This is a genomic window from Geodermatophilus sp. SYSU D00779, assembly GCF_054050595.1.
Window position 1 is genome coordinate 139,377 of record NZ_JBJGZQ010000008.1, and the last position, 11,879, is coordinate 151,255.

Sequence of the window (11,879 nt, forward strand, 5' to 3'; positions counted from 1 at the left end):
ACCTCGCGAGCTCGGTCACGGGTTCTCCTCGTCGGGAGGGTGGGGCGGGGGGAGCGGCGGCTTCCCCCGCCCCACCGGGGGGGATCAGCTGAGGAGGTCGTCCAGGTCGCCGTTCATGCAGTGCTCGACCACGGGGCGGACGGTCTCGAAGGTGCACTCCTTGGCGTTGCCCGGGGTGCAGGCGTCGCCGAGGACGTGGTTGGTGATGCGGTCGACGTCGGTGTCGTCGCCCTTGATCACCGAGGCGTTCTCGTAGAACTTGGTCGGGCCCTGGCCCAGCCGGTTCTTCGAGTAGCTGTCCTGGGTGACGTCGGTGAACTTCTCCGGGATGCCGACGTCGCGCAGCAGCCGGATCGCGGCGGCCAGCGCCGCGTCGGCGGCCTGCGGGGCGGTCATGCCGTGGGTGTCGACGCCCATGGCCTCGGCGATGTCGGCGAAGCGCTGGTACTGCGTGGGCATGTTGAACGCCCACACGCGGGGCAGCGCGATGGCGTTGTTCAGGCCGTGGTGGGTGTCGTAGAAGGCGCTCACCGCGTGGCTGATCGAGTGGATGATGCCGAGGCCGCCGGAGTTGAACGCCTGCGCGGCGATGTACTGCGCGTACATCATCCCCTCGCGACCGGCGAGGTCCTGACCGTTCCACACCGCCTGGCGCAGGTGCTCCGAGGTCAGCTTGATGGCGTACAGCGCGTTGCCCAGGGAGGGCTGGAAGTTCAGCCGGGAGACGTAGGGCTCGCTGGCGTGCGCCAGGACGTCGAAGCCGCACTGCGCGGTGTAGTCGATCGGGCAGTCGTAGTAGAGGACCGGGTCGTCGATCGCCAGCGTCGTCACCGAGGTGTCGTCGAACGCCACGTACTTGTGCGGGTTGTCCGGGTCGGTCGTGGTGTCGGTGATGACGTAGGCCCAACTGGTCTCCGAGCCGGTGCCGGCCGTGGTGGAGACGGCGATGTGCGGCGGGTTCCTCGGGTTCTCCGACTGGTTGAAGCCCTCGAACTCGTTGACGCTGCGGCCGTCGTGGGCCACCGAGATGCGCGCGCCCTTGCAGGCGTCGTGGCTGGAGCCGCCGCCGATGGAGACGAAGCTGTCGCACTCGTTCTCCTGGTACAGCGCCACGGCGTCCATGACGTTGTAGTCCTTGGGGTTCGACTCGACCTTGTCGTAGACCACGACATCCAGGCCGTGGTACTTCATCGACTCCGCGATCTTGTGGACGACGTCCGTGCCGCGCAGGCCCGACGTCATGATCAGCGTCCGCTTGAAGCCCAGCTTGAGCGCCTCAGGGCCGATGATCTCGTGCGCGCCGGGGCCCATCAGGGCCCGCGGGAACGGGTGGAACTCCTTGATCGGGAAGGGCTTGAGGAGTTCTTCGACCTTCATGGCGGGGGTCCTTCCTGCTGCCTGCGGGGAGCCGTCGGCGCGGACGGTATGAGCGGCGTTCCACCTCGCGGCAGGGGCGGACGGGAGGAACCGGCCGTCCGGAGGAGCAGGTCGGCCCGGCTGGCGAGGTCCACCTGCCCGACCGGGTAGGAGGAGGATGCCGCCGCGGCCATGTCCCCGGAGATGGCCGCGACGGTGTCAACCGGCCGGCGTGCGCAGGTCCGGGAAGCCCAGGGCCAGCTGGTCGAAGGCCGCGTGCAGGGCGGCGGCGAGCGTCGTCGTCCCGTCGGCCAGCCAGACCTCGAACGCGGTCGTCGCGGCCGCGCGGGTGCTGGTCGCGACCAACCGGGGGAGCAGTGCGTCCGGGGACTGGCCGGTGCGGCGGGCGACGTGCTCGGCGACCACCCGGTCGACGTCGGCGTAGCGGACCTGCGAGTGGGCCTGCAGCGCCGGCTCGCCGAGGATGAGCGCCATCCGCTGCCGCAGGGTCGGCAGGTCCTCCGCGGCGTAGTCGTTGACCTCGACGTAGGCCGCGCAGATCGAGGCGAGCACCGGCTGGTCGTCGCGGGTGGCCGCCAGGAGCCCCTCCAGCCGGGCGACGTGCGCCTCGAAGTCGCCCCAGACCGCGTCGGCCTTGGTGGCGAAGCAGCGGAAGAACGTGCGCCTGCTGATCCCCGCCGCGTCGGCGATCTCGTCAGCGGTGACCTGCTCGAAGCCCGTCCGCGTGAACAGCTCCAGGGCCGCCTGCTGGACGCGGGCGCGGGTGTCGCCGCGCACGTCTGCAGGTGCCTCGGTCACAGCCCCATCTTGCGTCACGGACACGCGAGGGACGGAGCGCCGCGTCGGCGAACCGGTGTTGCCGGTGGCACTCGGTGTCACTAACGTCCCCGCCACCGTGTAACCCGGATCACAGGAGGCGCCGTGCCCGAGAACGACGACACCCAGGCCGTGAGCAGCCGGGAGGCGGCCCCCGCGGTCGAGGAGGCCCTGGTCGAGGAGTCCCTCGTCGAGGAGGTCTCGATCGACGGCATGTGCGGGGTGTACTGATCGACGCCCCCGTCGCGGCGCCGGCCGAGCAGGTGCGCGAGGCCGGCGCCGCTCCCCTCCCGGGCTCCGGCGCCGCCGCGCCCGCTCCCACCGCTGACTTCGACCCGTCGCTGCCCTGGCGGCGGGCCCGTTCCGTGGCCCTGCGCCCGGAGCCCTTCGGCGCGCTCGTCTACCACTTCGGGAACCGGAAGCTCTCGTTCCTGAAGTCGAAGACGCTGGTCCGGGTCGTGGAGACCCTCGCCGACCACCCCACCGCCTCGGCCACGCTGGCCGCCTGCGAGGTGCCCGAGGCCCAGCGCCCGGCGTACCTGAAGGCGCTGGCGGATCTGGCCCGCTCGCAGATGATCGAACGCCGGGAGCCCTCCGCATGACTGCTGTCCTGCCGTCCCGTCCCGCCGGCGAACGCCCCACCGGCGGGCGCCTGATCGACCAGTTCGAGTACGGGCTGGACGCGCCGATCTGCCTGACCTGGGAGCTCACGTACGCCTGCAACCTGGCGTGCGCGCACTGCCTGTCCTCGTCGGGACGGCGGGACCCGCGCGAGCTGTCCACCGCCGAGGCCGAGGCGGTGATCGACGAGCTGCAGCGGATGCAGGTGTTCTACGTCAACGTCGGCGGCGGCGAGCCGACCGTCCGGCCGGACTTCTGGCACCTGCTGGACTACGCCATCGGCCACGACGTCGGCGTCAAGTTCTCCACCAACGGCGTCAAGCTCGACAGGGCGCGCGCCGAGCAGCTGGCCCGCACCGACTACGTCGACGTCCAGATCTCCCTCGACGGCGCGACCGCCGAGGTCAACGACCGGGTCCGCGGCACCGGCTCGTACGCCACCGCGGTGAAGGCGTTGGAGAACCTGGCCGAGGCGGGGATGCGCGACTTCAAGGTCTCCGTCGTCGTCACCCGGGAGAACGTCTCCCAGCTGGACGAGTTCAGGGCGCTCACCGACCGCTACGGCGCCCAGCTGCGCATCACCCGGCTGCGCCCGTCGGGCCGCGGCGCCGACGTCTGGGACGAGCTGCACCCGACGCAGGCCCAGCAGCGCGAGCTCTACTCCTGGCTGCTGGCCAACGGCGAGAAGGTGCTCACCGGCGACTCGTTCTTCCACCTGTCGGCCTACGGCGAGGCGCTGCCCGGCCTGAACCTGTGCGGCGCCGGTCGCGTGGTCTGCCTGATCGACCCGGTGGGCGACGTCTACGCCTGCCCGTTCGCCATCCACGAGCAGTTCCTCGCCGGCAACGTGCGCGACGAGGGCGGCTTCCAGCGGGTCTGGCAGCAGTCGGACCTGTTCCAGGACCTGCGCAGCCCGCAGACCGGCGGCGCCTGCACCAGGTGCGCGCACTTCGACGCCTGCCGGGGCGGCTGCATGGCGGCCAAGTTCTTCACCGGCCTGCCGCTCGACGGCCCGGACCCCGAGTGCGTGCAGGGGTACGGCGAGAGCGCCCTGGCCGCCCGCGACGCCGGCCTGGTCACGCCGCGCAGCCACCTCGACCACTCGCACACCGGCCCGGTCCGCGGCCAGCCGACGCTGCTCGGCATGCCGTCGATCCCGAAGGCGGCTCCGGCCAAGATGTGCGACGAGTCGCCGCTGGCCGGGCTCGAGCTGCGCTGACGGGACTCCTCGACCCGCTGGTCCTGGCGGGCCGGACGGCGCCCTCCCGGGTGCTGTTCGGCCCGCACGAGACCAACCTGGGCCGCGGGCGGGCGCTCTCGGAGCGGCACGTCGTCCACTACGCCCGCCGGGCCGCGGGCGGCTGCGGCGTCGTGGTCACCGAGACCGCGTCGGTGCACGAGAGCGACTGGCCCTACGAGCGGGCGCCGCTGGCCGCCGACTGCGGCCCGGGCTGGGCGGACGTCGTCGCCGCCTGCCGCCCGCACGGCGCACTGGTGCTCGCCTCGCTGGGGCACACCGGCGCGCAGGGCAGCTCCGGGCACGCGCAGACCGCGCTGTGGGCGCCGTCCGCGGTACCCGACGTCGTCACCCGCGAGGTGCCGGTGGCGATGGAGCAGCCGGAGATCGACGCGCTGGTCGCGGGCTCCGCGGCGGCCGCCCGGATCGCGGTCCGCGCCGGTGTGGACGGCGTGGAGGTCGATGCCGGCCCGCGCTCGCTGCTGCGGCAGTTCGCCTCCGGCCTGACCAACACCCGGGGGGACGCGTACGGCGCCGACCGGCTGCGACTGCTGCGCGAGGTGCTGGCCGCCGTCCGCGCGGAGCTCGGACCCGGGCGGGCACTCGCGCTGCGCCTCTCCTGCGACGAGCAGGCGCCCTGGGCCGGGATCACGCCCGACCTGGCCGTCGGGCACGTCCGCGAGCTCGCCCCGCTGGTCGACCTGCTCGTCGTCGTGCGCGGCAGCGGACTGGCGCCCTCGGCGTACCGGCCCGACGGGCACACCGCGCCCGGGTTCAACACCGACCTCACCCGCGCCGTGCGGGCGGCCGCCGGCGGGACGCCGGTCGTGCTCCAGGGCTCGGTCGTGGACGTCGCCGCCGCGCAGCGGGCGCTGGACGACGGGGTCGCCGACGCGGTGGAGATGACCCGCGCGCAGATCGCCGACGCCGACCTCGTGCGCCGGGCGCGGGCCGGCGTCCCGGTGCGGCCCTGCACCCTGTGCAACCAGGCCTGCCAGGTGCGCGACGTCCGCAACCCGCTGGTCAGCTGCGTCGCCGACCCGTCCGACGAGGGCGCCCTCGCCGACGGCGCCGGGCGGCGGGTGACGGTCGTCGGCGGTGGGCCGGCCGGGCTGGAGGCCGCGCGGGTGCTCGCCTCCGCGGGCGCCGAGGTCCGGCTGGTGGAGCGCACCGGCCGGCTCGGCGGCGCACTGCGACTGGTCGCCGCGCTGCCCGGGCGCTCGCGCTTCGCCGACCTCGCCGACTGGCTGGCCGGGGAGGTGGCGCGGCTGGGGGTGCGGGTCGAGCTGGGGACGACCGCGGAGGGCGGGGACGTCGTCGCGACGGGCGCCCGCCGGCCACCGGGCCCGAGCGCCGCCGACGTGCTGGCCGGCGCGGAGCTGCCGCCCGGCCCGGTGGTGGTGCACGACCCGGTCGGCGGGCCGGTCGGCGTGGGGGTGGCCGAGCTGCTCGCCGCGGCGGGCCGCGAGGTCACGCTGGTGACCCCGGACGCGGTGGTCGGCGAGCGGCTCGGCGGCGACCTGGCGCCGGCCAACGCCCGGCTGGCGCGGGCGGGGGTGCGGCGGGAGACGTCGTCCCGGCCGCACGCGGCCGGCGGCGGGGTCGCGGTGCTGGCCGACCGCTGGACGGGGGAGCAGCGGACCGTGCCGTGCGCCGTCGTCGTCGACGCGGGCCCCGGCCTGCCGGGCGACGTCCCCCCGGGTGTGCCGGCCGCCGGGGACGTCGTCGCGCCGCGCACCGTGCTCGAGGCGGTGCTCGAGGGACGGCGCGCGGCGCGGGCGCTGCTCGCCGCGTCGCCGCGCTAGCTAGCGCGGCAGCACGACCAACGCCGCCCGGTCGCACGGCAGCAGGTCGGCCACGGTCAGCGTGGCGAGGAAGGCGAGCAGGACGGCGATCGTGAGCACCGGGCACCTCCGAGGGGGATGCCGTCCACGGTGGCGCGGCCGGCTGGAGGTCCGGTGCGGACCGACCGGGAGCCGGCTGTCAGAGGTCGACGAACTTCTTCTCGCCCGTGTCGGGCTGGTCGCCGGTGACCTTGGCCTTCACGAAGCTGTACGCGGTGGCCAGCCGGTTGCCGGGGCTGTCCCAGTACTCGGCAGAGTCGCCGTCGACCTTGACCAGCACGACCGACGGGTCCTCCGGGCCCTGCGGCAGCCAGGCCTCGACGCCGCTGTTCCACAGCTCCTTCTTCTTCGCGACGTCGCCGACGACGACGGCCTCACCGGTGAGGGAGACCCAGGTGCCGCCCGAGCCCACGCCGACGTTGACCTGCGGCGAGCGCGCGATGTGGGTCAGCCACGCGGCGCTCTGCTCGGCGAAGAACCACAGGTCGCCGTCGAACTCCACCTCCTGCAGCGCCATGGGACGGCTGGTCAGCTTGCCCTCGGGCGTGGTGGTGGTGAGGAAGCCGAACTTCTGTCCCCTGATCAGCTCGGCGACCTTGCGGGTGTCCTCGGCGCTCATGGAAGTCCTCTCGGAGTGCGCGATCGGGTGGCGCACGACTCCTGCCCAGGACCCCCGGCGCCGACACCCCCTGCCGGGCCGGACCGTCCCGTGGGAGCTCTGCCGCTGCCCCGCATGGTGGGCAGGGGGAGAGCTCCCGAGGACCTCACCGCCCGTCGAGGTACCGCCAGGCGCCGTTCTCACGGAGGAAGCGGCTGACCTCGTGCTGGCTGCCCGTCTCGCCCTCGTGCCGGTACCAGGCCCGGAACTCCACCGTGCCCTCCGGGGCGAGCAACCCGCCGTCGGTGGTGGCGAGCACGTCGAGGCCGGTCCAGCGCACGGTCGGGTCGAGCTCCAGGGAGGGCGGACGCGTCGAGGGGTGCCAGGTGGCGAGCAGGTACGCCGGGTCCCCCACGGCGAAGGCGCTGTACCGCGAGCGCATCAGCTGCTCGGCGGTCGCCGCCGTCGCGCTGCTGTCGTGCAGCCGGCCGCAGCACTCGGCGTAGGGCAGGCCGGTTCCGCAGGGGCAGCGTCGAGGGGCCATGCCCGGGAGTCTCTACCGTCCCCAGGACCGGCCGACCACGGAGGGGGACCACGTGCGACACCTGTCTGCGCCGCTGCGCGTCGGGCCGGTGGCGCTGCCCAACCGGCTGGTCTTCCCGGCCCACCTGACGAACTACGCCGTCGACGGCCGGTTCACCGAGCGGCACGCCGCCTACTACGCGGCCCGCGCGGCCGGCGGGACCGGGCTGGTCATCACCGAGGAGCTCTCGACCGACCCCGCCGACCGGCCCTACGAGAAGCTCGTCCGCGGCTGCGACCCGGCCGCCCTGCCGGGCATGCGGCTCGTCGCCGACGCCGTCCACGCGCACGGCGTGCCGGTGTTCGCCCAGCTCAACCACAACGGCGGGCAGTCGGACTCGCTGCACACCCGCACGCCGGTCCTCGCGCCGTCCCCGGTGCCCGACCCGCTGTTCCGCGAGGTGCCGCGCGAGGCCGGTACCACCGACCTGGCCCGGCTGGTCGCCGGCTACGGCGACGTCGCCGCCCGCTGTGCCGCCGCCGGGTTCGACGGCGTCGAGGTCCAGGCCTCGCAGTCCTCGCTGGTGCGGCAGTTCCTCTCCCGCGCCACCAACCGGCGCACCGACCGCTACGGCGGCCCGCTCGAGTCCCGCGCCCGCTTCCTCGTCGAGGTGCTCACCGCCGTCCGGGAGGCGCTGGGGCCCGGCCGCGCCCTCGGCGTCCGGCTGGCCGACGAGGAGGGCCGTGACGGCGGGACGACGCTCGCCGAGGCGGTGGCCACCGCGAGGCTGCTCGTCGAGCGCGGGCTCGTCGACTCCGTCAGCACCACCGTCGGCGTCGCGACGGCGACCCTCGACCGCGTCGTCCCGCCGATGACCACGCCGCCCGGCTACGCCCGCTACCTGTCCGCGGCGATCCGGGCCGCCGTCGACGTCCCGGTGGTCGGCGTCGGCCGCTTCCTCACCCCCGCGCAGGCCGAGCGTGCGCTGGCCGACGGTGACTGCGACCTGGTCGGTGCCGTCCGCGCGCAGATCGCCGACCCCGAGTTCGCCGCCAAGGCGCTGACCGGGCGGGACGGCGAGGTCCGCCGCTGCCTGGGCTGCAACCAGGAGTGCGTCGGCCGCGTGGGCCTGAACCGGCCGCTGGGCTGCGTGACCAACCCGCGCGCCGGCCGCGAGGCGCCGCTGCCGGTACCGGAGCGCCGCCGCCGGGTGCTCGTCGTCGGCGGCGGACCGGCCGGGCTCCGCGCCGCCGCCACCGCCGCCGCCCGCGGCCACGCGGTCACCGTCTGGGAGCAGGCCACCGACACCGGCGGCGCGATCCGGGTCGCGGCGTCCGCTCCGGGCCGGGAGGGGCTGCGCCCGCTGGTCGACGACCTCGCCGCCGAGTGCGCCCGGACGGGGGTGGCGGTGCGCACCGGCGTGCGCGCCACCGTCGAGGCGGTGCGGGCGGAGGCGCCGGACGTCGTCGTCCTCGCCACCGGCGCCCGCCCGGTGCGGCCGGACTGGGCGGGGGACAGCGACCGGGTGGTCGACGTCCGGACCGTGCTCACCGGCGCGGCCGACCCGGCCGGCGACGTCCTGGTGGTCGACGACCTCGGCGCCGCCGCGGCGACCTCGGTCGCCGAGCTGCTCGCCGCGCGCGGCTGCACGGTCGAGGTGGTGACGGCGGCGCTGGTCGTCGGCCATGACCTCGGTCCCACCCTCGACCGGCCCCGCTGGGAGCGGCGGGCCGCGGCTCTCGGCATCCGGCGGACGACGGAGCGGTTGGTCACCGCCGTCGACGGTCGCACCGTGCGGCTGCTGCACCACCCGACCGGCGCGGTCGAGGAGCGCGCCGTCGACTGGCTGGTCGTCGCCACCGCGCCGCGGGCGGACGACGAGCTGTGGCACGCGCTCGGCGACAGCGGCCTGGAGGTGCACCGGGTCGGCGACTGCCTCGCCCCGCGCAGGGCCGGCGCGGCCACCCTGGACGGGGACCGGGTGGGCCGGGCGCTCTGACTACCGTGGCACCGGTGACCGACGCCGTCCCGAGAACGAGGCTCGCCGACGCCACCTGGCCCGACCTGCCCGAGCGCCCGCTGCTGCTGGTGCCGCTCGGCGCCGTCGAGCAGCACGGCCACCACCTGCCGCTGGCCACCGACACCACGGTCGCCTGCGCGGTCGCCGAGGCCGCCGTCGACGACCTGGACGGCGCCCTGCTCGCCCCCGCACTGGCCTACGGCGCCAGCGGCGAGCACGAGGACTTCCCCGGCACCGTCTCCATCGGCACCGAGGCGCTGACCGGGCTGCTCGTCGAGTACGGCCGGTCGGCGTGCCGCTGGGTCGGGCGGCTGGTGCTGGTCAACGGCCACGGCGGCAACCTCGACGCGCTGCGCACGGCCGGCGCGCAGCTGCGGGCCGAGGGCCGCGAGGTCGCCTGGTTCCCGTGCGGTGTCGCCGGCGCCGACGCGCACGCCGGGCGCACCGAGACGTCGCTGGTGTTGCACGTGGAACCAGAGGGGGTCCGCGAGGACCGGGCGGTGGCGGGGGAGACGGCACCGATCGACGAGCTGCTGCCCCGGCTGCGCGCCGAGGGGGTGCGCGCGGTCAGCCCGACCGGGGTGCTCGGCGACCCGGCCGGGGCGTCGGCGGAGGAGGGCGCGGAGCTGCTCGCCAGGATGGCCGGGCGACTGGCCGCCGCCGTCCGGGCGTGGGACGTCGACCCCGCCGGCCGGCTGCGCGGCTGACGGAAGCGCACCGACCGCCCGGGGCTATCGTCCGACGCATGGGGTCCCCGTCCGGCTGGCTGGTCGTCGTCGACTACCAGGAGGTCTTCCGCGATCCGACCTCCCCGTGGACGACGCCGCGCTTCGACGAGATCCGGCCGCGCATCCGCTCCCTGGTCGAGGCCTTCGGCGACCGCGTCGTCTTCACCCGCTTCGTCGTCCCGGACGAGCCGACCGGCGCGTGGGCCGACTACTACGCCAAGTACGACTACTTCACGCAGGCGCACGCCATCCCGCTGTTCCAGCTCTCCGAGGACCCGGGCGACCGCCCCGTCGTCGACGCGCCGACCTTCGGCAAGTGGGTCCCCGCCGTCGCCGAGCTGGTCGGCGACGGCCCGGTCGTCGTCGCCGGGGTGGCCACCGACTGCTGCGTGCTCTCCACCGTGCTGCCCGCGGCGGACGCCGGTGTGCTGGTCCGGGTGGTCTCCGACGCCTGCGCCGGCGCGGACGACGAGGCGCACGACGACACCATGCGGATCCTCGGCTGCTACGCCCCGCTGGTCGAGGTCACCACGACCGCCGAGGTCCTGGCCGGGGCATGAGCACGGGGCTCCGGGTGGGTGGGCGCGTGCTCGTCGCCGCACCCCCGCCCGACCGGCTCCCCGACGGCACCGCCGTCCGCCTCGACCCCCGCGTCCGCCGCCGCGACGGGGGGACGACGCTGCTCGGCGGCTCCCCGCTGCGGCTGCTGCGCCTGCAGCCCCGCGCCCGCGACCTGCTGCGCACCGACCGGCTCGTCGTCCGGGACGCGACCACCGCCGCCCTGGCCGCCCGGCTGCTCGACGCCGGTCTCGCCCACCCCGAGTCGGACGGCGACCCGGCGGGGGAGTTCACCGTCGTCGTCCCGGTCAAGGACCGCCCGGCCGAGCTGGCGCGGCTGCTCACCGCGCTGCGCGCCGACCCCGACACCGCCGCCGTCCCGGTGCTCGTGGTGGACGACGGCTCCGCCGACCCGGCCGCGGTGACCGCCGTCGCCGGCCGGCACGGCGCCCGGGTGCTGCGGCACGACACCGCCCGCGGCCCGGCCGCTGCCCGCAACGCCGGGCTGCGCGCGGCGAGCACCCCGCTCGTGGCGTTCCTCGACTCCGACTGCGTGCCACTGGCGGGCTGGTCGGGGCCGCTGGTGCGGCTTCCCGCCGACCCGCGGCTGGCGCTGGTGGCCCCCCGGATCACCGCGCTCCCGTCGGGCGGCGGCGGCTGGGTGGCGCCGTACGAGGCCACGGTCAGCGCGCTGGACATGGGGCCCGACCCGGCGCCGGTCGCCCCGGGGACGGCGGTGTCCTACCTGCCCAGCGCCGCGATGGTGGCCCGCCGGGACGCCCTCGGCGACGGCTTCGACGAGTCGATGCGGGTCGCCGAGGACGTCGACCTGGTGTGGCGGCTGGTCGCGGCCGGCTGGCGGGTGCGCTACGAGCCGTCGGCCGCCGTCGCCCACGAGCACCGGGCGGCGACCGGGGAGTGGCTGCGCCGCCGCGCCTTCTACGGCACCGGCGCCGCGCTGCTGGCCGCGCGGCACGGGGCCGCCGTCGCCCCCGTCGTGCTCTCGCCGTGGTCGGCGGCGGCCTGGGCGCTGGCGCTGACCGGACGCCGCTCCGGCGCGCTGGCCTGCGCCGCGGTGCTCGCCGTCACCACCGCCCGCCTGGCGCCCCGGCTGGCCCGGCCCGGGCAGCGCGCACCGGTCGGGCTGGCGGCGGTGCTCGTCGTGCGGGGCAGCGCCGCGGCGGGCAGGACGCTGGCGCGCAGCGTCACCCGCCACCACTGGCCGCTGGCCCTGGTCGCGGCCGCGGTCTCCGGCCGGGCCCGCCGGCTGGCCGCTGCGGCCGCCGTCGCCGACGCCGTCCTCGCCTGGTGGCCGCACCGCCGCCGGGTCGGTCCGCTGCGCTTCGCCGCCGGCCGGCGCCTCGAGGACCTCGCCTACGGCGCCGGTCTGTGGGCCGGCGCGCTGCGGGCCGGGGACCCACGGGCGCTGCTGCCCGCCCGGCCTGCACCGATACCTCCTCCGAACCGGTTGCGCGCCACCGGTTCCCTGGTGGAATCGCGTGGGAGCGGTCACGATGGGCGGACGATGGACCCGAGCCCGCGGACGACACCGTGACG

Annotated in this window: 12 protein-coding genes; 8 read left to right on the forward strand and 4 right to left on the reverse strand. The window is 76.0% G+C overall.

All coding sequences use genetic code 11. From position 1 onward, the window contains the following. Nucleotides 1-84 precede the first annotated feature (84 nt). Both mdo and mftR read right to left on the reverse strand, forming a co-directional pair. Nucleotides 85-1,377 carry an NDMA-dependent methanol dehydrogenase gene (mdo, locus tag ACI79G_RS08620; RefSeq protein WP_091221515.1) on the reverse strand — a complete coding sequence of 431 codons (1,293 nt, stop codon included), beginning with the start codon at nt 1,375-1,377 and terminating at the stop codon, nt 85-87. A 198-nt stretch (nt 1,378-1,575) separates the two neighbouring features. Further along, nucleotides 1,576-2,175, reverse strand: a complete 600-nt coding sequence (gene mftR, locus ACI79G_RS08625) for a mycofactocin system transcriptional regulator (protein WP_456880723.1) — start codon at nt 2,173-2,175, stop codon at nt 1,576-1,578. Between the two features lie 123 nt (nt 2,176-2,298). On the opposite strand from mftR, the gene mftA reads away from it, so the two are divergent. The 4 genes from mftA to ACI79G_RS08645 are packed head-to-tail and all read left to right on the forward strand — an operon-like array spanning nt 2,299 to nt 5,856. Then, a complete protein-coding gene (gene mftA / locus ACI79G_RS08630; RefSeq protein WP_091221520.1) occupies nt 2,299-2,424 on the forward strand; it encodes a mycofactocin precursor MftA in 126 nt (41 codons plus the stop codon). Continuing rightward, nucleotides 2,409-2,795 (forward strand): mycofactocin biosynthesis chaperone MftB, encoded by a 387-nt coding sequence (gene mftB / locus ACI79G_RS08635; RefSeq protein ID WP_456880724.1) that lies wholly within the window; start codon nt 2,409-2,411, stop codon nt 2,793-2,795. Before mftA ends, mftB begins: the two co-directional genes overlap by 16 nt. Continuing rightward, complete coding sequence (gene mftC, locus ACI79G_RS08640) at nt 2,792-4,033, forward strand: mycofactocin radical SAM maturase (protein ID WP_456880725.1); 1,242 nt, start codon at nt 2,792-2,794, stop codon at nt 4,031-4,033. Before mftB ends, mftC begins: the two co-directional genes overlap by 4 nt. Beyond that, entirely contained in the window at nt 3,994-5,856 is a 1,863-nt protein-coding gene (locus tag ACI79G_RS08645) for a mycofactocin system FadH/OYE family oxidoreductase 1 (protein WP_456880726.1), read from the forward strand. The genes mftC and ACI79G_RS08645 overlap by 40 nt, the downstream gene beginning before the upstream one ends. A gap of 178 nt (nt 5,857-6,034) precedes the next feature. On the opposite strand, the gene ACI79G_RS08650 is transcribed toward ACI79G_RS08645, so the two are convergent. Then, nucleotides 6,035-6,514, reverse strand: coding sequence for a pyridoxamine 5'-phosphate oxidase family protein (locus ACI79G_RS08650; protein WP_456880727.1), 480 nt, complete (start codon nt 6,512-6,514; stop codon nt 6,035-6,037). Between the two features lie 145 nt (nt 6,515-6,659). Further along, nucleotides 6,660-7,037 carry a YchJ family protein gene (locus tag ACI79G_RS08655; RefSeq protein ID WP_456880728.1) on the reverse strand — a complete coding sequence of 126 codons (378 nt, stop codon included), beginning with the start codon at nt 7,035-7,037 and terminating at the stop codon, nt 6,660-6,662. Between the two features lie 52 nt (nt 7,038-7,089). On the opposite strand from ACI79G_RS08655, the gene ACI79G_RS08660 reads away from it, so the two are divergent. The 4 genes from ACI79G_RS08660 to mftF are packed head-to-tail and all read left to right on the forward strand — an operon-like array spanning nt 7,090 to nt 11,877. Beyond that, nucleotides 7,090-9,015, forward strand: a complete 1,926-nt coding sequence (locus ACI79G_RS08660; RefSeq protein WP_456880729.1) for a mycofactocin system FadH/OYE family oxidoreductase 2 — start codon at nt 7,090-7,092, stop codon at nt 9,013-9,015. Nucleotides 9,016-9,029: 14 nt separating this feature from the next. Continuing rightward, nucleotides 9,030-9,743 carry a mycofactocin biosynthesis peptidyl-dipeptidase MftE gene (mftE, locus tag ACI79G_RS08665; protein ID WP_456880730.1) on the forward strand — a complete coding sequence of 238 codons (714 nt, stop codon included), beginning with the start codon at nt 9,030-9,032 and terminating at the stop codon, nt 9,741-9,743. Nucleotides 9,744-9,781: 38 nt separating this feature from the next. Continuing rightward, nucleotides 9,782-10,324 (forward strand): cysteine hydrolase family protein, encoded by a 543-nt coding sequence (locus ACI79G_RS08670; protein WP_456880731.1) that lies wholly within the window; start codon nt 9,782-9,784, stop codon nt 10,322-10,324. Continuing rightward, nucleotides 10,321-11,877, forward strand: a complete 1,557-nt coding sequence (mftF, locus tag ACI79G_RS08675) for a mycofactocin biosynthesis glycosyltransferase MftF (protein WP_456880732.1) — start codon at nt 10,321-10,323, stop codon at nt 11,875-11,877. The genes ACI79G_RS08670 and mftF overlap by 4 nt, the downstream gene beginning before the upstream one ends. Nucleotides 11,878-11,879 lie beyond the last annotated feature (2 nt).